General features: G+C 61.9%; 22 protein-coding genes. 8 read left to right on the forward strand and 14 right to left on the reverse strand.

The features are described 5' to 3' along the window. The first annotated feature begins 2 nt into the window (after nucleotides 1-2). Both ACA057_RS12485 and ACA057_RS12490 read left to right on the forward strand, forming a co-directional pair. Nucleotides 3-1,418, forward strand: a complete 1,416-nt coding sequence (locus ACA057_RS12485) for a Y-family DNA polymerase (RefSeq protein ID WP_497348724.1) — start codon at nucleotides 3-5, stop codon at nucleotides 1,416-1,418. Further along, nucleotides 1,394-4,492 (forward strand): error-prone DNA polymerase, encoded by a 3,099-nt coding sequence (locus ACA057_RS12490; RefSeq protein WP_497348726.1) that lies wholly within the window; start codon nucleotides 1,394-1,396, stop codon nucleotides 4,490-4,492. Before ACA057_RS12485 ends, ACA057_RS12490 begins: the two co-directional genes overlap by 25 nt. Nucleotides 4,493-4,615: 123 nt before the next feature. On the opposite strand, the gene ACA057_RS12495 is transcribed toward ACA057_RS12490, so the two are convergent. The 7 genes from ACA057_RS12495 to ACA057_RS12525 form a co-directional block, all read right to left on the reverse strand. Next, nucleotides 4,616-5,278, reverse strand: coding sequence for a flavin reductase family protein (locus ACA057_RS12495; RefSeq protein WP_282375993.1), 663 nt, complete (start codon nucleotides 5,276-5,278; stop codon nucleotides 4,616-4,618). Nucleotides 5,279-5,290: 12 nt separating this feature from the next. Next, nucleotides 5,291-6,778, reverse strand: coding sequence for an amidohydrolase family protein (locus ACA057_RS12500; RefSeq protein WP_497348728.1), 1,488 nt, complete (start codon nucleotides 6,776-6,778; stop codon nucleotides 5,291-5,293). Then, nucleotides 6,775-7,971, reverse strand: coding sequence for an amidohydrolase family protein (locus ACA057_RS12505; RefSeq protein ID WP_497348730.1), 1,197 nt, complete (start codon nucleotides 7,969-7,971; stop codon nucleotides 6,775-6,777). Before ACA057_RS12505 ends, ACA057_RS12500 begins: the two co-directional genes overlap by 4 nt. A gap of 156 nt (nucleotides 7,972-8,127) precedes the next feature. Continuing rightward, nucleotides 8,128-9,180 carry an extracellular solute-binding protein gene (locus tag ACA057_RS12510; protein WP_497348732.1) on the reverse strand — a complete coding sequence of 351 codons (1,053 nt, stop codon included), beginning with the start codon at nucleotides 9,178-9,180 and terminating at the stop codon, nucleotides 8,128-8,130. 14 nt (nucleotides 9,181-9,194) lie between these two features. Continuing rightward, nucleotides 9,195-9,983: an ABC transporter permease gene (locus tag ACA057_RS12515; protein ID WP_128605025.1), complete on the reverse strand. Its 789-nt coding sequence runs from the start codon at nucleotides 9,981-9,983 to the stop codon at nucleotides 9,195-9,197. Then, nucleotides 9,980-10,897: an ABC transporter permease gene (locus ACA057_RS12520; RefSeq protein WP_497348735.1), complete on the reverse strand. Its 918-nt coding sequence runs from the start codon at nucleotides 10,895-10,897 to the stop codon at nucleotides 9,980-9,982. The genes ACA057_RS12515 and ACA057_RS12520 overlap by 4 nt, the downstream gene beginning before the upstream one ends. Before the next feature lies 1 nt (nucleotide 10,898). Continuing rightward, nucleotides 10,899-11,984, reverse strand: coding sequence for an ABC transporter ATP-binding protein (locus ACA057_RS12525; protein WP_497348737.1), 1,086 nt, complete (start codon nucleotides 11,982-11,984; stop codon nucleotides 10,899-10,901). Between the two features lie 141 nt (nucleotides 11,985-12,125). Between ACA057_RS12525 and ACA057_RS12530 the strand changes: the two genes are divergently transcribed. From ACA057_RS12530 to uvrA, 3 genes are all read left to right on the forward strand, one after another. Then, entirely contained in the window at nucleotides 12,126-12,815 is a 690-nt protein-coding gene (locus ACA057_RS12530) for a GntR family transcriptional regulator (RefSeq protein ID WP_059405969.1), read from the forward strand. A gap of 290 nt (nucleotides 12,816-13,105) precedes the next feature. Further along, nucleotides 13,106-15,217, forward strand: a complete 2,112-nt coding sequence (locus ACA057_RS12535; protein WP_497348739.1) for a hybrid sensor histidine kinase/response regulator — start codon at nucleotides 13,106-13,108, stop codon at nucleotides 15,215-15,217. A 71-nt stretch (nucleotides 15,218-15,288) separates the two neighbouring features. Then, on the forward strand, nucleotides 15,289-17,913 hold the full coding sequence (gene uvrA / locus ACA057_RS12540) for an excinuclease ABC subunit UvrA (protein ID WP_497348741.1): 2,625 nt from the start codon (nucleotides 15,289-15,291) through the stop codon (nucleotides 17,911-17,913). A 103-nt stretch (nucleotides 17,914-18,016) separates the two neighbouring features. Here the strand turns inward: uvrA and ACA057_RS12545 are convergent, their stop codons facing one another. From ACA057_RS12545 to ACA057_RS12570, 6 genes are read right to left on the reverse strand one after another with little or no spacing between them, the layout of a single operon-like run. Next, nucleotides 18,017-19,960, reverse strand: a complete 1,944-nt coding sequence (locus ACA057_RS12545) for a PAS domain-containing hybrid sensor histidine kinase/response regulator (RefSeq protein WP_497348743.1) — start codon at nucleotides 19,958-19,960, stop codon at nucleotides 18,017-18,019. Beyond that, nucleotides 19,950-20,810 carry a sensor histidine kinase gene (locus tag ACA057_RS12550; protein ID WP_497348745.1) on the reverse strand — a complete coding sequence of 287 codons (861 nt, stop codon included), beginning with the start codon at nucleotides 20,808-20,810 and terminating at the stop codon, nucleotides 19,950-19,952. Before ACA057_RS12550 ends, ACA057_RS12545 begins: the two co-directional genes overlap by 11 nt. Beyond that, entirely contained in the window at nucleotides 20,807-21,814 is a 1,008-nt protein-coding gene (locus tag ACA057_RS12555) for an ATP-binding protein (protein ID WP_497349882.1), read from the reverse strand. Before ACA057_RS12555 ends, ACA057_RS12550 begins: the two co-directional genes overlap by 4 nt. After that, nucleotides 21,811-22,215 carry an anti-sigma regulatory factor gene (locus ACA057_RS12560; protein WP_059405964.1) on the reverse strand — a complete coding sequence of 135 codons (405 nt, stop codon included), beginning with the start codon at nucleotides 22,213-22,215 and terminating at the stop codon, nucleotides 21,811-21,813. The genes ACA057_RS12555 and ACA057_RS12560 overlap by 4 nt, the downstream gene beginning before the upstream one ends. Then, a complete protein-coding gene (locus ACA057_RS12565) occupies nucleotides 22,212-22,574 on the reverse strand; it encodes an STAS domain-containing protein (protein WP_401360912.1) in 363 nt (120 codons plus the stop codon). Before ACA057_RS12565 ends, ACA057_RS12560 begins: the two co-directional genes overlap by 4 nt. A gap of 4 nt (nucleotides 22,575-22,578) precedes the next feature. Further along, nucleotides 22,579-23,430 (reverse strand): STAS domain-containing protein, encoded by an 852-nt coding sequence (locus tag ACA057_RS12570; RefSeq protein WP_497348748.1) that lies wholly within the window; start codon nucleotides 23,428-23,430, stop codon nucleotides 22,579-22,581. A gap of 267 nt (nucleotides 23,431-23,697) precedes the next feature. Between ACA057_RS12570 and ACA057_RS12575 the strand changes: the two genes are divergently transcribed. Beyond that, entirely contained in the window at nucleotides 23,698-23,883 is a 186-nt protein-coding gene (locus ACA057_RS12575) for a hypothetical protein (protein WP_497350068.1), read from the forward strand. A gap of 149 nt (nucleotides 23,884-24,032) precedes the next feature. Here ACA057_RS12575 and ACA057_RS12580 read toward each other — a convergent pair whose 3' ends face one another. Next, complete coding sequence (locus ACA057_RS12580) at nucleotides 24,033-24,554, reverse strand: DUF4142 domain-containing protein (protein WP_497348750.1); 522 nt, start codon at nucleotides 24,552-24,554, stop codon at nucleotides 24,033-24,035. A 217-nt stretch (nucleotides 24,555-24,771) separates the two neighbouring features. Here ACA057_RS12580 and ACA057_RS12585 point away from each other — a divergent pair, with 217 nt between their 5' ends. Next, nucleotides 24,772-25,014, forward strand: coding sequence for a DUF465 domain-containing protein (locus ACA057_RS12585; protein ID WP_497348752.1), 243 nt, complete (start codon nucleotides 24,772-24,774; stop codon nucleotides 25,012-25,014). Between the two features lie 110 nt (nucleotides 25,015-25,124). Further along, a complete protein-coding gene (locus ACA057_RS12590; RefSeq protein WP_497348754.1) occupies nucleotides 25,125-25,382 on the forward strand; it encodes a hypothetical protein in 258 nt (85 codons plus the stop codon). Nucleotides 25,383-25,500: the final 118 nt, after the last annotated feature.

Consider the following 25,500-nt stretch of genomic DNA (forward strand, 5'->3'; position numbering starts at 1 on the left):
CCATGCGCTGGGTCTGCATTCTTTTCCCGCAATTGGCGCTGGACGCGGTACTGCGTCAGCGCTCCGACCCCGATACGGCGCTGGCGCTGCTGACCGGGCCGGCCCAGCGTCGGGTGTTGCAGGCGGTCAATGCGCCGGCGCGGGCGCTGGGCTTGCGGCCCGGCCAGTCGATGACCGCTGCCCAAGCCCTGAGCAAAGGCTTTGTCACGGCGGAATACGACGCCGCCGAGATCGAACACTGGCAGCAGTTCCTGGCCGCTTGGGCCTATCGGTTCAGTGCTCAGGTCAGCGTCCATTACCCGCGGGCGGTGGTGTTTGAAATCGAATCCAGCCTGGGCTTGTTCGGCGCCTGGCCACAGTTCGAAGCGCGGTTGCGGGCGGAGCTTGGCGAACTGGGGTTTCGTCATCGGATCGTTGCCGCCCCCAACCCGGTGGCGGCGCGGGTACTGGCCAATGCCTATGACGGCCTGGTGGTGCCCGACGATCAGGCCTTGCAGCATCACCTCGGGCAGTTGCCCATCGACCGGATCGGGCTGGAGGCCAGCGTGGCCACGGCGTTGTCGCGAATGGGCTTGCGCACCCTGAGCCAGGTGCAAGCGCTGCCCCGGCATAGCCTCGCCCGACGGTTCGAAGCGCAAGTGCTCAAGCACCTCGACACCTTGCTCGGCACGCGGCGGCTGGCGCTGGCGTTCTACCTGCCGCCGGACCGCTTCGATGTGCGCATCGAACTCAACTTCGACGTGCAGTCCCATCAGGCGCTGCTGTTTCCATTGCGCCGGCTGACCGGCGATCTGTCGGCCTTTCTCTGCGGTCGCGACAGCGGCGTGCAGCGCTTTGACCTGCACCTGGAACACGCCGGGTTGCCAGACACGGTGATCAAGGTCGGCCTGCTCAGCGCCGAGCGTGATCCGGCGATGCTCTTCGAACTGGCCCGGGGGCGGCTGGAACAGGTCCAGGTTGCGGCCCCGGTGCGCGGTTTTCGTTTGCGCGCCGAAGACTTGCCAGCCTTCGTTCCCCAGTATCAGGAACTGTTCGACGACCGCCCGCAACAGTCCTTGCCTTGGGAACAATTGCGCGAACGCCTGCGCGCACGGCTGGGGGATGACGCAGTGCATGGCTTGCGGTTCCTGGCCGATCACCGCCCCGAGTGCGCGTGGCAGGCCAGCGTCGACAATCAGGTATGTAGCGGGCTAGCGGGCGTGCAACGGCCGGGCTGGCTGCTGACTGAACCGTTGGCGGTACACGAAGGTTCGACGCGCATTCTCATGGGCCCGGAGCGCATCGAGTCCGGCTGGTGGGACGGCGCCGACGTGCGCCGCGATTACTACTTGATCGAAACCCGTTCCGGCCAGCAGGGCTGGGCCTATCGTGCGGTGGGCGAGGACGGCCCGTTGTGGCTGCAAGGCTGGTTCGCATGAGTGTCGAATATGCCGAGTTGCACTGCCTGTCGAACTTCAGTTTCCAGCGCGGTGCTTCCAGTGCGCTTGAGCTTTTTCAGCGGGCGAAAAAGCAGGGCTATCAAGCCCTGGCGATCACCGACGAATGCACGTTGGCCGGCATTGTCCGTGCCTGGCAAGCGGCCAAATCCGTGGAGCTGCCGCTGATCATCGGCAGCGAAATACGCATCGAGAACGGCCCGAAACTGGTGCTGTTGGTGGAAAACCTCGAGGGCTACCAAAACCTCTGCCGACTGATTACCCGAGCCCGCCGCCGAACGCAGAAAGGCCAGTACCAAGTGCTGCGGGAAGACTTCAGCGAACCGTTGCCGGGGCTGTTGGCGCTGTGGGTACCGGACGCTGTCGATGCCTTTGAGCAGGGCCACTGGCTGAAGCAGGTCTTCGCCGAGCGTTTGTGGCTGGCGGTCCAGTTGCATCGCGGCCAGGACGATACCCGGCGACTGGCCGCGCTGTTGACTCTGGCGGGTGAGCTGCGAATCCCGGCGGTGGCCAGCGGCGATGTGCACATGCACGCCCGTGGTCGGCGCGCCTTGCAGGACACCATGACCGCGATCCGTCATCACCTGCCGGTGGCCGATGCCGGGTTGCGCCTGCACCCCAATGGCGAACGGCATTTGCGCAGCCTCGACATGGTGTTGGGCCTTTATCCCAAGGCCTTGCTCGACGAGACGCTGAACATTGCCCGGCGTTGCACGTTCGACCTCGGCCAGTTGCGTTATCAATACCCGCGCGAGCTGGTGCCGGACGGTCACACGGCCACCTCATGGCTGCGGGTGCTGACTGAAAAGGGCATCCAGTGGCGCTGGCCAAAAGGGCCGCAAGCCAAGGTGCTGAAGCAGATCGACAAGGAGCTGGAGCTGATTGCCGAGTTGGGCTACGAAAGCTACTTCCTGACAGTCCACGACATTGTGCGATTCGCCCGTGAGCAGCACATTCTCTGTCAGGGCCGTGGTTCGGCCGCCAACTCGGCGGTGTGCTTTGCCTTGGGGATCACGGAGATCGATCCGGATCGCACCACGCTGCTGTTTGAACGCTTTCTCTCCAAAGAACGTAATGAACCGCCGGACATCGACGTCGATTTCGAGCACGAGCGGCGTGAAGAAGTCTTGCAGTATGTGTTCCAGCGTTACGGGCGAACCCGCGCCGCGCTGACGGCGGTGGTCAGCACCTATCACGCGGCCGGCGCGGTGCGGGACGTGGCCAAGGCCTTGGGGTTGCCGCCGGATCAGATCAATGCCCTGGCCGATTGCTGCGGTCACTGGAGTGATGCGACGCCGCCCGTGGAGCGCCTGCTTGAAGGCGGTTTTGATCCCGAGAGCCCGGTGCTGCGCCGGGTGCTGAGCCTGACCGGGCAACTGATCGGTTTCCCCCGACACCTGTCCCAGCACCCTGGCGGCTTCGTGATTTCCGAGCAGCCCCTGGACAGTCTGGTGCCGGTGGAAAACGCCGCGATGGCCGAGCGCACCATCATCCAGTGGGACAAGGACGATCTGGACGCGGTGGGGCTGCTCAAGGTGGATATTCTGGCGTTGGGCATGCTCAGCGCCATCCGCCGCTGTTTCGACCTGCTACGTCGGCATCGCGACCTTGACCTGAGCCTGGCGACGATCCCGTCCGAAGACGCGCTCACCTACGACATGATTGGCCGAGCCGACACCATCGGCGTGTTTCAGATCGAGTCCCGGGCGCAGATGTCGATGCTGCCGAGGCTCAAGCCGCGAACCTTCTATGACCTGGTGATCGAGGTGGCGATCGTCCGTCCGGGACCGATTCAGGGCGGCATGGTGCATCCGTACCTGCGGCGGCGAAACAAGGAAGAACCCGAGGTCTATCCGTCTCCGGCACTGGAAGCCGTGCTCAAGCGCACCCTGGGCGTGCCGCTGTTTCAGGAACAGGTGATGCAGATCGCCATCGTCGCCGCCGACTACAGCCCCGGCGAGGCCGATCAGTTGCGCCGCTCCATGGCCGCGTGGAAACGCCACGGCGGGCTTGAGCCGCACAAGGATCGCCTGGCTGCCGGGATGAAGAAAAACGGCTACACGGCCGAGTTCGCCGCGCAGATTTTCGAGCAGATCAAAGGTTTTGGCAGTTACGGCTTTCCCGAGTCCCACGCCGCCAGTTTTGCCTTGCTGACCTACGCCAGTTGCTGGCTGAAATGCCACGAGCCGGCGGCGTTTGCCTGTGCGCTGATCAACAGCTGGCCCATGGGTTTCTACAGCCCGGACCAGATTCTGCAGGACGCGCGTCGCCATCACTTGCAGATTCGCCCGGTGGACGTGCGGGCCAGCGACTGGGATTGCAGCCTCGAACCGATCACCGGCGCGCAACCGGCGATTCGCATGGGGTTGCGGATGATCAAGGGTTTTCGCGAGGACGATGCCCGGCGCATTGAGGCGGCGCGGGCGAAGGGGGCGTTTGTCGACGTGGCCGACCTCGGCGAACGGGCGCGACTCGATGCCCGTGCCCAGGAGCAACTGGCCGATGCCGGAGCGCTGCGCGGGTTGGCCGGTCACCGTCATCGGGCGCGCTGGGAAGTGGCGGGCGTGCAGAAGCAGCTGGGGTTGTTCGCGGGGTTGCCGAGTCAGGAGGAGGGCGCGGTGGCGTTACCCAAACCCACCGTGGGCGAGGACTTGCTGGCCGACTACAACAGCGTCGGCACCACCCTCGGTCCGCATCCGCTGGCCTTGCTGCGGGGTGAATTGAAAGCGCGGCGTTGCCGCAGCTCGAAGGAATTGCTCGACGTCGAGCATGGCCGTCCCGTCAGCGTCGCCGGGCTGGTGACCGGCCGACAACGCCCGGGCACCGCCAGTGGCGTGACCTTCGTCACCCTGGAAGACGAGTTCGGCAACGTCAACGTCATCGTCTGGCGCGACCTGGCCGACCGACAGCGTCAGGTCCTGGTCGGCTCGCAATTACTCAAGGTCGACGGGCGCTGGGAAAAAGAAGGCGAAGTGCGACACCTGATCGCCGGCCGCTTGAGCGACCTGAGCCCGTTGCTGGATGGCATCAGCGTACGCAGCCGGGATTTCCGCTGAAATCCGCATTTCTCCTGTGCTGATCGTTCCCACGCTCCGCGTGGTAATGCCTCCCGTGACGCTCCGCGTCACATCGGACGCGGAGCGTCCGTGGCTGCGTTCCCACGCAGAGTGAGGGAACGATCATTTACCCAAAGGCCAAAACCGCTCTCCACCCCCCGGCGCATCCGTCCATGCCTGCAACGACCGTGTCGGCAAGTCGAAATAGTCCCGCGTACGGGCATACCCATGTCCACCCATCCGCCCGATCGCATCGAGCCCCAGTTGATCGATGTACAGGGTTTTCGGGTCGATCAGTTCATCCCGCACATGGGCCATCAGCACTTCGCCAAAGATAATCTCCCGCGATTGCCCGATGGACAGCGCCATCATTCGCCGGCATTCCAGGGCCACCGGTGCTTCGCCGATCCGTGGGCATTTGACCGTGGTGCCGGGGATGGCGGTGAGGCCGGCGGCGGTCAGCTCGTCGAAGCCGGGGGCGAAGGGCACGGCGCAGACGTTCATCGCTTCCACCAGCGCATCGCTGACGATGTTCACGGTGAATTCCTGATTGAGCTGGATGTTGCGCGTGGTGTCCTTGGGGCTCTGGTCGCCGTAGTTTTCCACGCCCAGCGCGAGGATCGGCGGATCAGCCGACAGCGCATTGAAAAAGCTGAACGGCGCCGCGTTGATCCGGCCTTCGCCGTCGATGGTGGTGACCAGGGCAATCGGCCGAGGCACCACGCTGCCGATCAGAATCTTGTACTTGTCTCGTGGGCTCAGTTGGCTGAAGTCAAAGCTTTGCATGGGCAGGCATCTCTAAAGAAGTGGATCAATCGCGCTCAGCGGCGCGTGTGCGCTGTCGTCGTCGGCGAACGGGATGGCCGGTTTGAACAGGCCTTTCCAGTCCGGTTGACCGAAGGCCCGGTCGCCGTGGCTGCGCATCAGTTTTTCGAATTGTCGTTGGGCCTGGCGTTGTAAATCGGGGTAATCGACGCCTTGAACCTGACCGTCCTGCATCACGCAGCGGCCATCGATGTAGCTGGCGATGCAATCGTCACCGCGCCCGGCCAGCACCAGGTTTTTCAGCGGATCGAACAAGGGCCCCAGGTGCAGGCCTCGAAGGCTGAACACCGTAATGTCGGCCTTGGCTCCCGGCGCCAAACGGCCGATGTCGTCACGGCCCAAGGCCTTGGCACCGCCGAGGGTGGCGGCGTTGTAAAAGTCCAGCGTGGTGGTCAAAGAACTGCCGCCCTCCATCAGGCGAGCGATGTTCAGACCCTGACGCATGTTCTCGAGCAAGTCGGCCGGCCAGGTGTCGGTGCCCAGGGCGAAGTTGATGCCCTTGGCGCGGTAGCGACCAAACGAATTCAGTGCCTCGCCATCCCGGGCAAACACCACCGGGCAATGCACCAGACTGGCGCCGCCATCCACCACGCGTTGCAGGTCGTTATCACCGTGGGTGTAGATGCCGTGGGGCAGCAGGCTGCGCGGGGTCAGCAGGTCCAATTCCTCCAACCAGCCCAGCGGCGAACATCCGCGAAGTTGTTCAACCATCGCCACCTCGCCCAGCCCCTGGCAGCAGTGCAAACGCATCGGTGCGTTGAGCTCGCGACTCAGCGCGGCGGTGCGTTGCAACAGCGCCGGGGTGCAGGTCTGGATGCGGTCCGGCAGCAGCGCGCCGCGAACCAGCCCGCCCTGCGAACCGTCGAAATCCTGAAAAAACCGTTCAGCTGCATCGAGCCCGGCCATGCCCCGCGCTTCATCCCAGTGATGCCCGAGGCGACCATCGGCGCGCCAGTAACTCATGCCGCTCATGTAGCAAGGGCCGAGGTAAGTGCGCAGCCCCAACTCGCCTGCCACACCGGCCACCGCCGCAAATTCGTCGTAAGTCTCGGCCCACTCGCGGTAGTACATCGAGGTGATCGGCATCGCCGTGGTGATGCCATTGCGGATCAGCTGCGTGAAGGCGTAGCGGTATTTGAAGACTTCTTCATCGGGACTGAAACTCTCCCGCGGACCACGCGCCAGATAGTCCTCGGACCACATCCGGCCCATGTCGCGTTCATCGCCGTTGTCCAGCGTCAGCACCGTGGAATCAAGATCGCCGAGCGCATCCAGATCGATGAAGCCCGGGCCGATCAGCGCATTGCCGTAGTCGACCCACTGATCCACCTGCCCCGAAAAACCACGCCCGACAAATACGATGCGCGAGCCTTCGAACACCACTTCGCCGTCACGCCACAGCACATGTTGCGTGCCGTCGAAGCCGACCACGCAGCTGCTTTTCAGGCCGATGCGCTTCACAAACGGCTTTCCAACAGTCGGCCATCGGCGGCGATCAACTCACCACGGCGATAAACCTGTCGCACCGGCCGCGAGACGATGGCCTCACCCAAGGTCTGCACCGGCATCAGCAGGAAATCCGCTGGCCGGCCGATCTCCAGACCATAATCCTCACAGCCCAACGCCCGGGCGCCATTGACCGTCGCCGCCTCAAACGCCGCCGCCAGCTCGTCGTCCTTGTTCAAGTCAAACCGTAACGCCAGCAGCATCGCCCGTTCCAGCATGTCGCCGTTGCCCATGGGCGACCAGGCATCGCGAATGCCGTCCGAACCGAGGCAGACATTGACCCCGGCCTCGCGCAGCGCCAGGAACGGCGGCACCGCGCAATCGGCCGGTGCCGAACTCATCAGCGAAATGCCCAGCGCCGCAAGACGTTCGGCCACCGGTTTGACCTGGCTCCACGGCAACATCCCCAGGCAATACGCGTGGCTGATCATCACCCGGCCGTGACGCCCGAAACGCTCGGTGTAGTCGGCGATCAGCGCGATCTGCCACAGGCCCAATTCACCCTTGTCGTGCAGGTGAATGTCCACGCCACGGTCGAATTCGCTGGCCAGTTTGAACACGACATCGAGCTGGGCGATGGGGTCGTTGTCGATACCGCACGGGTCGAGGCCACCGACGTTTTCCACGCCCAAGGCCATGGCTTCGCGCATCAATTCGGCGGTGCCGGGGCGGCTGATCAGGCCGGTTTGCGGGAACACCACCAGTTGCAGGTCAATCAAGTCGCGGTAGTGTTCGCGCAGCTGTTGCATGGCTTCGACATGGCACAGGCCGAAGTCCGGGTCGATGTCGACGTGACAGCGCAGGGTCAACGAGCCACGGGCGATGCAGTTTTCCAGCAGCGCGCCGGCGCGTTGGGCGATCGGTGTGTCGACTTCACGCAACACGCGGCGTTCGTTGGCGATGTAATCCTTGAGCGTCGGGCCCGCGCTGTTCGGGCGCCAGGGTTGACCCCAGAGGGTTTTGTCGAGGTGGACGTGGCTTTCCACCAGGGCTGGGGTGAGGAGCTGGTGTTGGCCGTCGATGTCGGTGGCGGCCAAGTCCGCCGATGAGGCAGGACGGCGTTGTTTGAACAGGCCGTTTTCGATCAGGAAGTCTTCGGCGGCTGAACCGTAGGGCCGCACATTGCGCAGCCAGCGGGTTTGGGTCATCAGGAACCTCAAATTCTGTGTTGTGTGGGAGGGCCTCATCGCGGGCAAGCCCGCTCCCACAGGATTTGTGTCGATCATGGAATATGTGGACAAGCCCTAATCCTGTGGGAGCCGGGCTTGCCCGCGAAGGACGCGCCTCGGTCTCAAGCCAGGCAATCAACCCTTGAGCTTCGCCCAAATCCGGTCCTGCAGTTCCCGCGCCTTGTTGCTGCATTCTTTTTCCGGGCGCAGGCGTGAGGCGAATTCGTCGGGCATGTTGATCGCATCCATCACCCGCCATTTGGCGTCGATCAACGTGTCGCTCTGGATGCCGTTGGCGTAGGCGATGGCGTTGGACACGGCCGCGGCGTTTTCCGGCTTCATCATCCAGTCGATGAAGATCTTCGCGTTACCGGGATGCGGTGCGCTTTTCGGGACGGCGAAGTTGTCCTGGAACATCGCCAGGCCTTCTTTCGGGTACACGTATTTGATCGTGCTCTTCTGCAACGTGGCCCGCGCGGTTGAGCCGTTCCAGTTCTGCATCATGATCACTTCACCGGAGGCCATGCGGTCGACGGTGTTGTCCGAGCTGTACATCTTCAGGAAGGGTTTCTGTTTTTGCAGCAGCTCCAGAATGCGCTTGGCGTCCTGCGGGTTTTCGCTGCATTCGTCGACGTTCAGGTAATGGCTGGCGGCATTGATCACGCTGCTGGAGGTGTCGAGGGCGGCGAGCTGGCCTTGCAGTTCCTTGCGCGGTTCGAAGAACTCTTTCCACGAGTCATCGAGCTTGCCGCCCGGCACTCGCGCGCTGTCATAGGAAAACCCGGTGCTGCCCCACAGATACGGTGCGGAGAACTTGCGGCCGGGGTCGAAGCTCGGGTCGCGGAACGCCGGTTTGACGTACTGAAAGTTGGGCAGGGTCGACGCGTCGATTTGCAGCAGCAGATTCTGGTTGATCAAGGTGCGCATGATCGACTGCGACGGCACGATCACGTCATACGCCGCGCCACCGGCCTGCAATTTGGCCAGCAGGGTTTCGTTGCTGTCGTAGCCGTCCATGGTGACCTTGATCCCGGTCTCCTTCTCGAACTTGGCCAGCAGGTCGACCGGGTAGTAATCGGTCCAGTTGTAGAAGAACAGCTCCTTGGGCTCGGCGGCCTGCGCGGTGAAAACAGCGAAGCAACTGAGGGCCAGACCGGCGATGCCGTAACGCATGTTTTTATTGTTCATAGAGCGCTCCAGGTTCATTGGTTTTTGCCGCGCTGTCCCAGCCAGAAGGCCAGCACCACCAGCACGATGGAAATCACCAGCATCAGGGTCGAGATCGCATTGATCTCCGGCGTCACGCCGGCCTTGATCGCCGAGAAGATGTACACCGGCAACGTCGTCGAACCGGGGCCGGCAACGAAGAAGGTCATGATGAAATCGTCGAGGCTGACCACGAACGCCAGCACCGACCCGGACAACACCGCCGGCCACAACAGCGGCAACGTCACCCGGCGAAACACTTGCCACGGATTCGCGTACAGATCGTTGGCCGCCTCCAGCAAGCTCTTGTCCAGATCATTGAGCCGCGCACGGATCGGCAAGTAAGCGAAGGGAATGCAGAAGCCGATGTGCGCGACGATTACCGTCAGCAACCCGAGCTTGATCCCCAGCGCCATGAACAGCAGCAGCGTGGCCACGGCGGTGACGATCTCCGGCAGAATCAACGGCAGGTTGATCCCGCCCTCGACCATTTTCTGTCCGTAGAACGGCCGGTACGTTGCCAGCGCCGCGAGCAACGCGATGGCCGTGGCGCAGACCGTGGCGATGCTGGCGACGATGATCGAGTTCAGCGCGGCCGTCTGGATCGACGGGTTGGCCAGAATCCGCCCGTACCAGGCGAATGAGAACTCGGTCCACACCGTCGCCGAGCGGTTGGCGTTGAAGCTATAAGCAATCAGCACGAAAATCGGCAGGTACAGATAGGCCAGGATCAGCAGGCTGACTTCCCGGGTCATCGGCAGTTTTTTCAGGTGCAGGGCGATCATGCGGTGGCTCCCCGGCGAAGAGTTTTGACAGCATTGCGGCTATAGAGGGCGTAAAGCACCAGGGACAGCAGCAGAATCCCCAGCAGCAGAAACGACAACGAACTGCCCAGCGGCCAGTTGCGCGCGGTGCCGAACTGTTGCTGGATCAGGTTGCCGATCATCAACGTCTTGCCGCCGCCGAGAATTGCCGGCGTGATGAACGCGCCGAGGCTCGGCACGAACACCAGCAACGCACCGGCAATCACCCCCGGCATCGACAGCGGCAGGATGATCCGCCGCAACGCATGCCAGCGATTGGCGCCCAGGTCGTAGGCGGCTTCCACCAGACGCCAGTCGAGTTTTTCCAGGGTCGAATAGATCGGCAGAATCATGAACGGCAGGAAGCTGTAGACCAGCCCGACGCTGACCGCGAAGTCGTTGTAGAGCAGGGTGATGCCACCGGCCTGAGGGAGCAACGCATTGAGGCTCTGGGCGACCCAACCGTGCTCACGGAGGATGATCAGCCAGGCGTAGTTGCGGATCAGCAGGTTGGTCCAGAACGGAATAGTGATCAGCAACACCATGAGGTTGCGCCGCCGTGGCGTCAGGCTCGACATCCACAACGCCACCGGGAAGCCGAACAGGAAACACAACACCGTGGTGCCACCGGCCTGGAACACCGAGCGCAACAGCGCCTGGGCGTAGACCCAGTTCAGCTCCAGTTCACCGTCGAAACCTTCCTGGAAAAACAACTGCACGTAGCTTTGCAATTGCCAGTTGGCCTGCCAGTCGACACCGCCATAGACGTTGCGCGGCAACAGGCTGATGTAACCCATGATGCCCAACGGAATGGCGATCAGGGCCAGCAGGGTCAGAACCACCGGGCTGAGCAACAGCGCGCGGCTGAGGGCGGGAGAAGTGCTGCTGACGCTCATCTCAGGCCTCCATCAACAGGCAGGCGTGGGGAGGCAGATTGACCGCAACGCGATCACCGACCACCCGGCCACGGTTCAGGCCTTCATTGTTTTCGCGCAGCATGACTTTGATGTCGTTGTTCAAGCGGCATTGATAAAGGGTCGCGGTGCCGACGTACAACACCGCTTCGATCACACCGCGCAGGTGATGCGGTTGCGCCGGGTCGACCAGTTGCGAACGCTCCGGGCGGAATGCCAGCTGCACGTTGGCACCGTCGAAGCCCTGGGCCGGGCAGGGGATTTCCACCGGCATGCCGCTCGGCACGAAGAGCTTTTCGTTCTGCTGGCCGCGCTTGAGGTGGCCGGGGAGGAAGTTGATGTCGCCGATGAACTGCGCGACAAACTGATGCTTGGGCCGTTCGTAGATCTCGTTGGGCGTGCCGATCTGCAGGATCTTGCCAGCAGACATCACGGCGATACGATCGGACAGGGTCAGCGCTTCTTCCTGATCGTGGGTGACGAAAATGAAGGTGATCCCGGCCTCCTTCTGCACGCGCTTGAGTTCGACCTGCATTTCCTTGCGCAGCTTGAGGTCGAGCGCCGACAGCGGTTCATCCAGCAGCAAGACTTTGGGTTTCGGCGCCAGGGCCCGTGCCAGGGCCACGCGCTGCTGTTGGCCGCCGGACAACTCGGCGGGTTTGCGCTGGGCCAGGTGTTGCATTTGCACCAGCGCCAGCATCTCATCGACACGCTGCGCAATCTGCTCGCGATCAAGACCCTGCATCTCGAGGCCGAAGGCGATATTCTGCGCGACACTCATGTGCGGAAACAGCGCGTAGCTCTGGAACACCGTGTTGACCCGACGCTTGAACGGCGGCAGGTGGTTCACCGCTTCGCCGGCGAGACGGATCTCGCCCTCGCTGACATGCTCGAAGCCGGCGATGGTCCGCAGTAAAGTGGTTTTGCCGCAGCCGGAAGGGCCGAGCAGGGTGAAGAATTCGTTGTCGGCAATGTCGACTGAAACGTTGTCGAGGGCTGGAGCCAGCCCCGGATCGTCGGAATACCGCTTGGAGACGTTACGCACTTCAATCGCTACTGGATGACCCATAATGGTGCATTCCTCTAATTATTGTATGCAATATCTGGATGCAATCTAGAAATAACCGGATTAATCTGCTTGTGCAACCCCCTTTTTCAATGGCTGTTCACCCGCCAGGGGTTGGTTGCCTAGCGCGAAAGGAGTGTTCGAATGGCGGAAAAGAAACTGGAAACCACGGTCGACCGCGTCTACCAAGGGGTTTACGAAGCGATCAGCAAACACACGTTGCGGCCGGGGATGAAGCTCGGCGAAGCGTCGTTGGCCGAGCTTTTTAATGTCAGCCGAACGTCGGTTCGTGCCGCGCTCAAGCAATTGGAGGCTGATGGCCTGGTCACCACCGAGCCCAACAAAGGAGCGTCGGTGTCGCTGCCGAGTGACGAGGAGATCCGCTCGCTGTTCGAAACCCGGCGCCTGATCGAGATCGGCATCGTCAGCGAACTCTGTCGTCGCCGCGATACGGCGGTGACCCAGGACCTGCGCGATCACCTGTTGCTGGAGGATGAAGCGGCGAAGAGCGGCGACCATGAACGGCTGATTCATTTGCTCGGCGAGTTCCACATCAAACTCGCGCAAAGCCTGAACAATCCAGTGTTGCTGGACTGGTTCCGCAAACTGATCTCCCGCGCCTCGCTGTACGCCGCCGCGCTGGATGACGACAGCCATGAAGCCTGTCGCGACAACGAACACCTGCGGCTGATCGAGTACATCGAAGCCGGCAACCAGAGCGCCGCGATCGAACTGACCTGCATGCATTTGAACGGCATCGAGAAAGCCATCCTCGACGTCGCCGCCACCCTCAAAACCGGCTACCATCCGCTCAAACACCTGATTGAGGTCTAACGATCGGCAGCTGCTGCAAGGGTGGTCCGTTATGATTTCCCGCGCTGCGCTGAATGATGTAGGAGCGAGCTTGCTCGCGAAGAACGTCAGAACACCGCGTTACTCCAGGCCGCCCCGTTTTTCGTTAACGTCAATCGCGAGCAAGCTCGCTCCTACAGGGGAATACCGGAATCAGCTAACCTCTATGAAACCATTGGCGACGGCGATGCTCGAAACAAACGGGCGCGCTCGTTGGTCATGCCGAGGCGATCCCTTAAGCCATGTCATTTACAGGGGCACAGAGCCAGTCGATGCAGTTTCTAGACGATAGCCACGGGTGTGCCGGCTGGAACGGTGAAATGGCCGGGCGCATCCGCGCGTTCGACTGGAGCCGGACCGAGTTGGGAACCCTCGACACCTGGCCCAGAAGCTTGTGCAGCGCGGTGCAATTGATGCTCGCGTCGCCACTGCCGATTGTGATGCTCTGGGGGCGGCTCGGCTACATGATTTACAACGACGCTTACTCGGTATTCGCCGGTGGCCGCCACCCGTATCTGCTGGGTTCTCCGGTGGAAATGGGCTGGCCGGAAGTCGCCGAGTTCAATCGGCATGTGGTCGATACCTGCCTGGCGGGCGGCACATTGTCCTATCGCAATAAAGAGCTTGTGCTGTTGCGGGACGGGATCCCCGAAGACGTCTGGATGGACCTCTATTACAGCCCTGTGGCGAATGATGAAGGGAAGCCGGCCGGGGTCATGGCGATGGTGGTTGAAACCACTGAACACGTGATTTCCGAACGCCGCCGCCAGGAAGCCGAAGACGCCTATCGCGCCGACAACGAGCGAGTCCGCCTGGCACTGAACGCCGGTGCCTTGCTCGGCTCGTTCGTCTGGGACATCAAGGGCAATGTGCTCTCTGGCGACGAACGCTTCGCCCGGACCTTTTCCTATCCGCCCGAACAAAACCTGGCCGACCTGCCGACGGACATCGCCGAAGCGCAGATCCATCCCGACGACCGCAGTTGGGTTCAAGAGCAGGTCAATAAATCCGTGGAAACCGGCGAACCGTTCAACGCCGAATACCGGGTCCAGCGCCCTGATGGCAGTTACCTGTGGGTGCAGGCGAGCGGCTGCTGCGAGTTCAACGAACAGGGCGAGCCATTCCGTTTCCCCGGCGTATTGATTGACATCCACGAACGCAAGACCGCCGAAGAATCCTTGCTCAAGTTCACCCGTAACCTGGAGCAGCGCGTTGCCGACGAAGTCGAAGCACGGCTGGCAGCGGAAGGGCAACTGCGTCAATCACAGAAACTCGAAGCCATCGGCGGCCTCACCGGTGGCGTCGCCCATGACTTCAACAACCTGCTGCAGGTCATCGCCGGCAACCTGCATTTACTGGCGCGGCATGAGCCGGACAACGCCAATGTGCAGCGCCGGGTCAGCGCGTCGATTGCCGCGGTCGAGCGCGGCGCGAAGCTCTCGTCGCAATTGCTCGCGTTCGCCCGCCGCCAGCCACTCTCGCCAGCAGTGTGCGACCCCCGGCAGATCTTCGACGGCCTGGGAGAATTGCTGCAACGGGCGCTGGGCGAAACGATCCAGATCAACGTCAGTGCGCCGGATGAGCCTTGGCGCATTTTCGTGGACCGCAATCAACTGGAAAACGCCATCCTCAACCTTGCGATCAATGCCCGCGACGCCATGCAAGGCGAGGGGACCATTGGCCTCAGCGCCGAGAACATTGCCCTGGATCGCAAGTTTTGTGCAGGCAAGGGCATTACGGCGGGCGACTATATTCGCGTATCGGTGACCGACACGGGTGTCGGCATGTCACCGCAGGTGCTGGCCCAGGCGTTCGAACCGTTCTTCACCACCAAGGTCGACGGCCAGGGCACTGGGCTGGGCTTGAGCATGGTGTTCGGTTTCGTCAAGCAAAGCGGCGGGCATATCGAGATGTCCAGCGTCGTCGGGGAAGGCACGCGGGTGCAGCTGTATTTCCCCCGGAGCCTGCGAGCGATGCCGAGCGAAACGCCCCATATGGAACCGCAGCAGCGGGGCGGACACGAAACCATTCTGGTGGTCGAGGACAACGAGGCGGTGCGGGTGTCGGCGATGGAGTTACTCAGTGAAGAGGGTTATCAGATTCTGACCGCCGGCAACGCTGATGTGGCGATGCAGATGTTGCTGGACGGGGTGGCGGTGGACCTGATTTTCACCGACGTGGTTATGCCCGGACTGATCAAGAGTTCGGACCTGGCGGCCTGGGCCAAGGTGCAGACGCCGCCGGTGGCCGTGCTGTTCACCTCGGGCCACACCCGTGACATTATCTCGCGCAACCACCAGCTCAGCCCTGACACTCATTTGCTGAGCAAACCCTATGGCCCCGAGGCGCTCACCCAAATGGTCCGCACAGTGCTCAATGGCTGACCCGATCAACTGTGGGAGCGGGGTGCCTGCACCATGATTGTTCTTTCCGCCAACTCATTAAGGCATGGCCCATGACTTCCAACCCTCCCTCCGGCATGGTCAGGGTGCGCGGCGCCCGGGAACACAACCTCAAGAACATCGATGTCGACATTCCCCGGGATGCTCTGGTGGTGTTCACTGGCGTGTCGGGTTCGGGGAAGTCGTCGCTGGCGTTCTCGACCCTCTACGCCGAGGCGCAACGTCGCTATTTCGAATCCGTGGCGCCGTATGCGCGGCGCCTGATCGATCAGGTCGGCGTGCCGGATGTCGACTCCATCGAAGGCTTGCCACCCGCCGTGGCCTTGCAGCAACAGCGGGGCACGCCGAGCACGCGGTCTTCGGTGGGCAGCGTGACGACGTTGTCGAGCCTGATCCGCATGCTCTACTCCCGGGCCGGCAGTTACCCGCCGGGGCAGCCGATGCTGTACGCCGAAGACTTCTCGCCCAACACGCCCCAGGGCGCGTGCCCCGACTGCCATGGCTTGGGTCGGGTCTACGAAGTCACCGAAGCATTGATGGTCCCGGACCCGAGCCTGACCATCCGCCAGCGTGCCGTCGCTTCCTGGCCCACGGCGTGGCAGGGACAGAACCTGCGCGACATTCTGGTGACCCTGGGTTACGACGTCGATAAACCCTGGCGCGATCTGCCGAAAAAGCAGCGTGACTGGATTCTCTTCACCGAAGAAACCCCGACCGTCCCGGTGTATGCCGGGCTCACGCCTGAAGAAACCAAAGTCGCGCTCAAGCGCAAAATGGAACCGAGTTACCAGGGCACCTTCACCGGCGCCCGGCGCTACATCCTGCACACGTTTACGCACTCGCAAAGCGCGCTGATGAAGAAGCGGGTTTCGCAGTTCATGCTCGGCAGCCCGTGCCCGTTGTGCGATGGCAAACGGTTGAAACGCGAAGCGTTGTCGGTGACCTTTGCCGGCTACGACATCGGCGAACTGTCGCAGATGCCCTTGCTGCAAGTGGCGCAGGTGCTGAAACCGGTGGCGGCCCACAGTTACCTCGAACAGGCCGATGAGGCCGGCGAGGTGTTGACGCACACCCAGACCCGCGAAGCCCGCGAACAGCGCGTGGCCCACGGCGCCAGTGGCCACGCCAACGCGCCGGATGTGCGCCACACGCCGAACCTGTCGGTGGAAAAACGCCTGGCCGCGCAACGCGTCGCCCAGGACTTGCTGGAGCGGGTCAGCACCCTGACTGATCTGGGCCTCGGTTACCTGGCGCTGGAACGCAGCACACCGACGCTATCGTCCGGCGAGTTGCAGCGTCTGCGCCTGGCGACGCAATTAGGTTCGCAACTGTTCGGCGTGATCTACGTGCTGGATGAACCCTCGGCCGGCCTGCACCCGGCGGACGGCGAAGCGTTGTTCGAAGCACTGCAACGGCTGAAGGCGGCTGGCAACACGCTGTTCGTGGTCGAGCATGACCTGGAAACCATGCGCCGCGCCGATTGGCTGATCGACGTCGGGCCGGCGGCAGGCGAACATGGCGGGCGGATCCTCTACAGCGGACCTCCGTCAGGTTTGGCGCAGGTCAGCGATTCGCAGACGCGTGCCTATCTGTTCGCCGAGCAGGTCATCCAGCCCCGCGCCAGCCGCAAGGCGTCGGACTGGTTGCGGCTGGAAGGCATCACCCGCAATAACCTGAACAACCTCAGCGTCCAGTTTCCGCTGGGGTGTTTTACTGCGGTGACGGGAGTTTCGGGTTCGGGTAAATCGAGCCTGGTCAGTCAGGCGTTGCTGGAGCTGGTGGGCGCGCATCTGGGGCGCTCGGCGAGTGACAGCGAGGCTGAAGAATTGAGCCTTGAAGACGATGCGCCGCAAGTCAGTGGCGGCCAGGTCACGGCGGGGCTGGCGTCGATCAAACGCCTGGTGCAAGTCGATCAGAAACCCATCGGCCGCACACCGCGCTCGAACCTCGCGACCTATACCGGGCTGTTCGATAACGTGCGCAAACTCTACGCCGCCACACCCCAGGCGCAGGCCGAGGGTTATGACGCCGGGCAGTTCTCCTTCAACGTCGCCAAGGGCCGTTGCCCGACGTGCGAAGGCGAGGGCTTTGTCAGCGTCGAGTTGCTGTTCATGCCCAGCGTCTATGCGCCATGCCCGACCTGCCACGGCGCCCGCTACAACCCCGAGACACTGGCGATCACCTGGCAAGGTTTGAACATCGCCCAGGTGTTGCAACTGACGGTGGATGAAGCGGTCGAGGTGTTCGGCGAGCAAGCGGGAATACGCCGCTCGCTGGAGGTGCTGCGCGACATCGGCCTGGGCTACTTGCGCCTCGGCCAGCCGGCGACCGAGCTGTCGGGCGGCGAAGCCCAGCGGATCAAATTGGCCACCGAACTGCAACGCAACCAGCGTGGCGCGACGCTTTACGTGTTGGACGAACCGACGACCGGATTGCATCCACGGGATGTCGACCGCTTGCTCGAACAGTTGAATACGCTGGTAACGGCGGGGCACACGGTGATCGTCGTCGAGCATGAAATGCGCGTGGTCGCGCAGAGTGACTGGGTGATCGATATCGGACCGGGGGCGGGGGATCAGGGCGGCAGGATTGTCGTGAGTGGAACGCCGCAGAAAGTCGCGAAAAACAAAAAGAGCCGCACGGCAGCGTTTTTGGCGAGGGTGCTTGGTTCGGTTTGAATGCAGGGTGTTCTTCGGACCTCATCGCGGGCAAGCCCGCTCCCACAGGATGTGTGAACACCGCAGATCCTGTGGGAGCGGGCTTGCCCGCGATGGCGATGGGTCAGGTGCCGTCGAGCGTGCGTCGAACCTTGTCCAGCAGTTCACTGATCTGAAACGGCTTGATCAGCATCTCCATCCCATCACCCAGAAACACCTGGCGGTTGATCGCGGTTTCGGTGTAGCCGGTCATGAACAGAATCGGCAACTTATCGCGCCAGCCCCGCGCCACGTCAGCCAACTCGCGGCCACTCATACGGGGCAGTCCGACGTCCGTCAGCAACAGATCAATGGACTCATCATTCTGCAAACGCTCAAGGGCCGTTTCGATATCGCCCACCTGCGTGCAACGGTAACCGGCATCCACCAACACCTCAGCGACGAACATGCGCACCGACGGCATGTCCTCGACGATCAGCACATGCTCGCCGGCCCCTTGGGAATCCACGGTGGCGGGTTCGACGTCACTGGCCGTGAGGTCGGAACTGGCCGGCAACATGATCGTCACTTCAGTGCCACGCCGGGCAATGCTGCGGATGTGCGCATCACCCCCCGATTGCCGGGCGAAGCCGTAGATGGTCGACAACCCCAACCCCGTGCCTTGCCCCAAGGGTTTGGTGGTGAAGAACGGGTCGAACACCTTGTCGATCACGCTGTGGTCGATGCCGGTGCCGTCATCGCGTACCGACAACGCCACATACGCGCCATCGGCCAGATTGGGGTCGCCGTGGGAATAGGCGGCGTAGGTGCTGACCCAGATGTTGCCGCCGTGGGGCAAAGCATCACGCGCGTTGATCACCAGGTTGAGCACGGCACTTTCGAGCTGGATCGGGTCGACCAGGGCGATCGCGGCCTTGGAGGTCAATTCCAGTTTCAAGGCAATGCGTTCGCCAATGGTGCGCACCAGCAATTCCTCGAGGGAACGCACGTGCTCGTTGATGTCCACGGGCCGGGTGTCGAGCGGCTGTTGACGGGCGAAAGCCAGCAGGCGATGGGTCAGGGACGCGGCGCTCATCGCCGAGTTCAAGGCCGCTTCGGCGTAAAACTGAACCTTGTCGGTGCGTGAATTGGCGATGCGTTTCTGGATCAGTTCAAGGCTGGTGATGATGCCGGTCAGCAAATTATTGAAATCATGGGCGATGCCGCCGGTGAGCTTGCCCAGCGCATCCATCTTCTGCACTTGCAACAGCTGCGCCTCGGTGCGTACGCGTTCGGCGACTTCCTTGGCCAACTGCGTGGTGGCATCGTCCAGCCGCGCCAGGTGCGAGCGTTCGCGGTGACGGTGTTCGGTGACGTCCTCGACGAACACCAGGCTCAATTCCGGGGTGCGGTAGGGCGACAGCTGCCATTCGGTTTCACGAGTCTCACCCTGGACCTTCATGCTCAGGGTGCCTTTCCAGCGCTCGCCGTAAGCCAGGCGCAGGCGCAATTCGTCGATGATTGAACCCTGATCTTCGGCAAAGCACTCGCGCAGGGCGTCCGGGTCGCGATTGTCCTGGATCAACTGCGCGAAGGCATGGTTGCATTCGTGGACCTTCAGGTCGGCATCCAGCACCGCGATCGGCGCCGACACGTTGACGAAAATCTCCCGGAAGCGCGCCTCGCTTTCACGCAGGGCGTTTTCGGTTTCGCGTACCCGCAGCAAGGTGCGCAGGGTGGCCAGCAGCACATCCGGGTCGACCGGGTGAATCAGATACGCATCGGCACCAGCGTCCAGCCCGGTGATGATGTCGCCGGTCTGGATCGAGGCCGCCGACACGTGAATCACCGGCAGCAGGGCGGTGGCACTTTCGGAGCGCAGTTTGCGCACGATGTCGAAACCGCTCATGTCCGGCAGGTTGACGTCGAGGATCAGCGCATCGATGCTGACGCTGTCGATCAGCTCCAGGCCCTCGGTGCCGGTGCCGGCTTCGAGCACTTCATAGCCATGGCGTTCCAGGCGTCGGCGCAAGGCGTAGCGCGTGGCAACGTTGTCGTCGACGATCAGCAAACGGATGTCACGTTTCATCGGCGGGTTCCATGGCAATGGCCAGCGGGATGATCACGAAGAAGGTCGAGCCGGAACCCGGCGTACTCTGGACCCCGACTTCGCCGCCCAGCAATTCGGCGAAGCGTTTGCACAGGGACAGCCCGAGTCCGGTGCCGCGCAGGCGTTTTTGCAGCGGCGAGTCGACCTGAGAGAAGTCCTCGAACAATGCGCCATGTAGCTCCGGGGCGATACCTATTCCGGTGTCGCTGACGGCGAAGCGCACGTGGGTGCTGTTTTCCAGCTGCGCCGACACGCGGACTTCGCCACGGGTGGTGAACTTCAGTGAGTTGGAAATGAAGTTGCGCAGGATCTGCGCGAGTTTCTTGTCGTCGGTGTAGAGCCTTGGCAGGCCCGCCGGCTCTTCGAAAATCAGGTCCACGGCGCTGCCATCGACAATCGGGCGAAACATGCCGCGCAGGGCGGAGAACAGATCGAGCATGTCGAACCAGGCCGGCGAAATGGTGATGCGCCCGGCTTCGATCTTCGCCAGGTCCAGCAGGTCGTCGACCATGTCGCTCAACTCGCGCGCGGCACCGCTGACGAAGGCCACTTGCTTGTGCTGCTCGGGGCTCAAGGGGCCGTCGAGTTCATCGGTCAGCAGTCCGGTGATGCTCAAGATCGAGCCCAGCGGCGTGCGGAACTCATGGCTCATGTACGACAGGAAACGGCTTTTCAGGTCCGAGGCCTGGCGCAACTGTTCGGCCTGGGTGTCGAGCTCCGCGTACAACGCCAGGACGCCCTGATTGGTTTCATCCAGCTCTTCGCGCAGGGCATTGGCTTCGCCCTGCAATTGCGCGATCAGTGCGGCTTGTTCGTCCACCTGACTCATGGGTGGGCCTCCAGAGCAATGACCAACACCGTGACATCGTCCCGTCCACGGCAGAAGTCGCGGTGCAGTATGGCGGCAATCACAGCGGGATGGCGGTGCACCAGGCCGGGGTAATCGTGCAGGTTCCAACGGGACTGCAGGCCGTCGCTGTACATGATCAATAGCTGTCCGTTCACTTGAGCATAGTCAAAGGGTTGTGCCTTTCTATATTGTCCGCCGACGATGCCGGGGTGCGAGGCCAGGCCGCGGGATTTGTCCGGGGCGATCAGGCAGGCGCCAATGTTGCCGATACCGACGAATCGCAGTGCATCGCGGTCGCCGTCGAACTGCGCGATGGCCAGGGCACCGCCGCGGGTGCCGGTCATCGCTTGATGAATGTCCTCCAGCAACAGCAATGGCGAGTCGAATGGCGACAGGGCAAAGGTTTTTTCACCGACGCGGGCGGCACGCTCGGCTTCTTCGCCATGGCCCAGGCCGTCGATCACCAAGGCGCTGATGCGCGGGCCGTCAAACGCCAGGTGCCAGACATCGCCGCAGGCCGGGTCGTTGTGCAACGAATGCTGGCTGACACCGATCCGTCGATCCGCTGCCTTGTCACTGCGCGGATACAACCTTGTCAGCAGCACCGCGCCCCGCGAGTCGGCGTATACATCGAACACTTCGGTCTGGCGCGACACCGCCCCGAGGCCAATGCCCTGGGTGCCGCCGGTGGAAAAACCATCGGTCAGGCACGCCTGCAAATCAAAGCCGTTGGCGCGATCGACGGCGAGCATTTCGATGCCGAAACCCGACGGGCGCGGCAAGACTCTCAGGTGCAATTCGCCGCTGGTGGCATGCTTGAGAATGTTGCTGGCCAGTTCGGTAGCCACCAGCGCCACACGTCCGGCATCGGTGGCGTCAAAGCCGTGTTGTTCCGCGAGCTTTTGCGCAATGCGCCGTGCATGGCCGATCTGGCTGGTGTCTTCGATCGGCAGCACCTGCGTGACGGAACCGCCAATGTTCACGTCCATCGGGTGATCGTTATGCGAGTGCCTTTGCCGGGCGCGGTGTCGAGTTCGAACTCTTCGACCAGCCGCTTGGCGCCGGTCAGGCCGAGCCCCAGGCCACTGCCGGAGGTCCAGCCATCGGTCATTGCCAGTTTGATGTCGGGAATGCCGGGGCCTTCGTCGCGAAAGATCAGGCGCAAGCCGGTGCGCGCGTTCTCGTCGAGGATCTGCCAATCCATGTCGCCACCACCGCCATACACCATGGTGTTGCGCGCCAGTTCACTGACGGCGGTCACCAGTTTGGTCAGGTCGATCAGGCGCATGCCGCACTCCTGGGCGAGCTTGCGCGCCAGCTGCCGGGCCAGCACCACGTCCTGCTCGATGTGAATCGGGTGAGTGCCGCTGCTGCGCACGGTCATTGTTCGCGTACTCGGGCCTGCAACAGTTTCATCCCGCGCTCGACGTTCAGTGCGGTGCTGACGCCGGGCAGGGTCAGGCCGAGTTCCACCAGCGTGATGGCCACGGCGGGCTGCATGCCCACTAGCACGGTCTGGGCGTCCATGATTTTCGACAGGCCGGAAATGGTGCCGATCATCCGTCCAATGAACGAATCGACCATGTCGAGGGCGGAGATGTCGATCAGCACTCCATGGGCCGAGGTCCGGCTGATGCGCTCGGACAAATCGTCCTGCAGGGTCAGGGCCAACTGGTCATGCATGTCGACCTGAATGGTCACCAGCAGGAAGTCGCCCATTTGCAAAATCGGAATGCGCTCCATCGGCTCAGTCCGCCTTGCTGACGGACAATCCCAGCCGGGTCAGGGCCAGTTTCAGGGCATCGGCCAGATTGGCCTTGGTCACCACGCCTTGCAGGTCCAGGCCCAGGTGCACGATGGTCTGGGCGATCTGCGGTCGCACGCCGCTGATGATGCAATCGGCGCCCATCAGGCGAATTGCGGTCACGGTTTTGAGCAGGTGCTGTGCCACCAGGGTGTCGACGGTCGGTACGCCGGTGATGTCGATGATGGCGATTTCCGAACCGGTGTCGACGATCCGCTGCAACAGCGATTCCATCACCACCTGGGTGCGTTGTGAGTCGAGGGTGCCAATCATCGGCAACGCCAGTACGCCATCCCAAAGCTTGACCACCGGGGTCGACAGTTCCAGCAATTCTTCCTGCTGACGCTTGATCACCGCCTCGCGGGATTTCTGGAAGGTGCGGATGGTGTGCATGCCCAGGGCGTCGAGCAGTTCGGAGACTTCCCAGAGTTGTTCAGCGAGCAGCGCGGGATTGTCCTGGTAATGGTTTTGCAGCAGGGAAAACAGCGGGCCTTTCAGGGCGAAGATGAAGCTGGCGGTTTGATGCGAGTCCTGGCCGAGCAGGGCGCGGGTGTGGGAGAGCTTTTCGAGGAATTGGCGAATCTCATCCCAACCGGGCGCCGCGACGTTCGGGCTGTTGCCTCGTTCCAGCCCGGAAACGATCAGTTGCAAAAATTCCGACGTCTGTTGCTGCAGATCCTGTTCCTTGAGGTTACGCGAAGCACCGCTGGCTGCCAGGCTGGTCGTCCATTCGGCGAGCAGTTGCGCCTGGTTTTTTTTCATCGCATCGAGTGTAGTGGTTTGCAGTGCCGCCATGTGCCGTGACTCCTTGGAAGTGTTTGCCGATTCCCCAGAATTCGATCGACGTAAGATCAGTGACATTTGCCGTATGAAATAGTTGGTTGTTGGGCCAGTTTTATTTCATCCGGTGCCTATGGACTCTAGTAGGCGCTGCCGGAGGCTGCGACCTTTCGACCTTGATCTTTTACGCTCTGCAAATGGAACTCCTGCCTGCGCGATGGCTTCGAATCTACAAGGCTCGACTGCTTCAGCCGCGCCATTGCACTGACGAACGAGGTACGTATGAAAGACGAAAGGAGTCTGGAGGACGCGAAAACCGCCGAACCGGAAAGCGCGGATAATGCGGTCGACCAAAAGAACGTCCACAGCGATAACGACAACGAGTTCAGCCCGGGTTTCAAGCCGCATCCGGATCGGCCGAAACCTGGTGATGAGACGGATGCCGATATCGATACCGATGGTGGCTAGGTTGAGGGGCACACAGGCAGCATCCATTGGTGTGTATATCCATTTCTGCGGTAACGGCCACTAACGGTTCCGCCATTACCGCAGAAACGGATATGCCCCGATCCCAACATTTTTAAAAGCATCCATCAATGCGGCCTTTTTTGTGGCCGTTACTTACTCGGATGAGCCGCCTGGAGTTTTTTCGCCATATCCAGGTGCTTCTCCAGCCCCGGCAACATTTTTTGCGCGAACCCCTTGAGCTCCGTGGCGCCTTTGACCTTGTCGTCCGTCACGGTATTGGCTTCTTTCTTGAACAGCTCGATGGTGTCTTCGTGAGCCTTCACCTGGTTATTGGCGTAGGCCGCATCGAAGGACTCATCGCGCATGTCGAGGATTTTCTCTTTCGCCTGCTTGACCAGCGTGGTGCTGTCCGGCACCTCGATGTCATTCTTTTTCGCGATCGCCGCCAGCTCATCATTCGCCTTGGAGTGGTCAGTGATCATCATGTTGGCGAATTCCTTGATATCCGCCGATTTGCTTTTTTCCAGGGCGAGCCGGCTGGTTTCAATTTCAGCGATGCCGCCTGCCGCCGCTTTATCGACGAAGTCATTGGAAGTGGCCGCGCAGGCCATGCCCATGCTGGTGCTCAAGGCGATGGCCAGTGTCAGGTGGCGCAGGGTAAATCCGTCCATTGGTTATTCTCCACACAGGTTTTCATGGGCGATCAAGTGATCGTTAACCTGTGGATGCCGACGGACGGGCAAAGGTTTAATCGCAGTTATGGCAGGACGACGAACGGACACCGCTGGTCTGATAGGCGGTCGACAGAACCGGCTAACCAAGGCCATTCTGATAGTTGGTGAACGCAATCGATCGCGTTTGCCTCCGATCAACAAACGGAGGTGTTCCATGCCGGTGCCACACGATCTTTATCAGGACTTGAAACTGTCAAAGGAAGAAATCCAGCAAAAACGCACCAAGGATCCGTTATTGGATTCACTGATCAACAAGTATTCGCAAGCGGACGCCGAGGTAATAAAAGCTGAAACCGCCCAATCGGATGCGCCCAGCGATGACGCCCTGAGGAAGCTGAAAGAGAAGCGCGTGCAGGTTAAGGACAAGATCGTCCAGCAACTCCAGGCGTCGTCCTGACGTGCCGTGTCCAGCCACCGACAGTCGGTGACGCAATAATTGGAACGGCGATAAATACCGGCACCTCGAATGATCAGAGTCCGAATTGACGGCTCCATGCGAGGTGCCCCATGTCTGATCCAATCATTCCCGGAAAACAAAAATACCCCAGCGAAGAACAGGGCGGTTACGACCCGATTCCCACGCACCCCGAACCTTTGAGTCCGGGCCGTACCACGACCAATCCCGAAGATGAACCGGGCATCGACGAACTGCCGGATAACGAAGGTGCCATCCCGCTGGACGACGATGACACCGCGATGGACCCGGAGCGCGTGCGGGAAGAAACGGATAACGCGGTAGGCGATAACGAGTTGGACCCACGCTGAGTTAGCCTCACGCAAACCCCTGTAGGAGCAGAGCTTGCTCGCGAAAGCGGTCATTCAGTCGACATCTCTGTCGGCTGACACGGTCTTTTCGCGAGCAAGCTCTGCTCCTACAGAGTTC

Source organism: Pseudomonas sp. LBUM1661 (assembly GCF_059695925.1).

Bases quoted from the DNA above. Each gene is read 5' to 3' on its own strand.
- ACA057_RS12485 (WP_497348724.1), top strand. From the start codon at position 3: ATGCGCTGGGTCTGCATTCTTTTCCCGCAATTGGCGCTGGACGCGGTA.
- ACA057_RS12495 (WP_282375993.1), bottom strand. From the start codon at position 5,278: ATGCAAAGCTTTGACTTCAGCCAACTGAGCCCACGAGACAAGTACAAG.
- ACA057_RS12505 (WP_497348730.1), bottom strand. From the start codon at position 7,971: ATGACCCAAACCCGCTGGCTGCGCAATGTGCGGCCCTACGGTTCAGCC.
- ACA057_RS12510 (WP_497348732.1), bottom strand. From the start codon at position 9,180: ATGAACAATAAAAACATGCGTTACGGCATCGCCGGTCTGGCCCTCAGT.
- ACA057_RS12515 (WP_128605025.1), bottom strand. From the start codon at position 9,983: ATGATCGCCCTGCACCTGAAAAAACTGCCGATGACCCGGGAAGTCAGC.
- ACA057_RS12520 (WP_497348735.1), bottom strand. From the start codon at position 10,897: ATGAGCGTCAGCAGCACTTCTCCCGCCCTCAGCCGCGCGCTGTTGCTC.
- ACA057_RS12525 (WP_497348737.1), bottom strand. From the start codon at position 11,984: ATGGGTCATCCAGTAGCGATTGAAGTGCGTAACGTCTCCAAGCGGTAT.
- ACA057_RS12530 (WP_059405969.1), top strand. From the start codon at position 12,126: ATGGCGGAAAAGAAACTGGAAACCACGGTCGACCGCGTCTACCAAGGG.
- ACA057_RS12535 (WP_497348739.1), top strand. From the start codon at position 13,106: ATGCAGTTTCTAGACGATAGCCACGGGTGTGCCGGCTGGAACGGTGAA.
- uvrA (WP_497348741.1), top strand. From the start codon at position 15,289: ATGACTTCCAACCCTCCCTCCGGCATGGTCAGGGTGCGCGGCGCCCGG.
- ACA057_RS12545 (WP_497348743.1), bottom strand. From the start codon at position 19,960: ATGAAACGTGACATCCGTTTGCTGATCGTCGACGACAACGTTGCCACG.
- ACA057_RS12550 (WP_497348745.1), bottom strand. From the start codon at position 20,810: ATGAGTCAGGTGGACGAACAAGCCGCACTGATCGCGCAATTGCAGGGC.
- ACA057_RS12560 (WP_059405964.1), bottom strand. From the start codon at position 22,215: ATGACCGTGCGCAGCAGCGGCACTCACCCGATTCACATCGAGCAGGAC.
- ACA057_RS12565 (WP_401360912.1), bottom strand. From the start codon at position 22,574: ATGGAGCGCATTCCGATTTTGCAAATGGGCGACTTCCTGCTGGTGACC.
- ACA057_RS12570 (WP_497348748.1), bottom strand. From the start codon at position 23,430: ATGGCGGCACTGCAAACCACTACACTCGATGCGATGAAAAAAAACCAG.
- ACA057_RS12575 (WP_497350068.1), top strand. From the start codon at position 23,698: ATGAAAGACGAAAGGAGTCTGGAGGACGCGAAAACCGCCGAACCGGAA.
- ACA057_RS12580 (WP_497348750.1), bottom strand. From the start codon at position 24,554: ATGGACGGATTTACCCTGCGCCACCTGACACTGGCCATCGCCTTGAGC.
- ACA057_RS12585 (WP_497348752.1), top strand. From the start codon at position 24,772: ATGCCGGTGCCACACGATCTTTATCAGGACTTGAAACTGTCAAAGGAA.
- ACA057_RS12590 (WP_497348754.1), top strand. From the start codon at position 25,125: ATGTCTGATCCAATCATTCCCGGAAAACAAAAATACCCCAGCGAAGAA.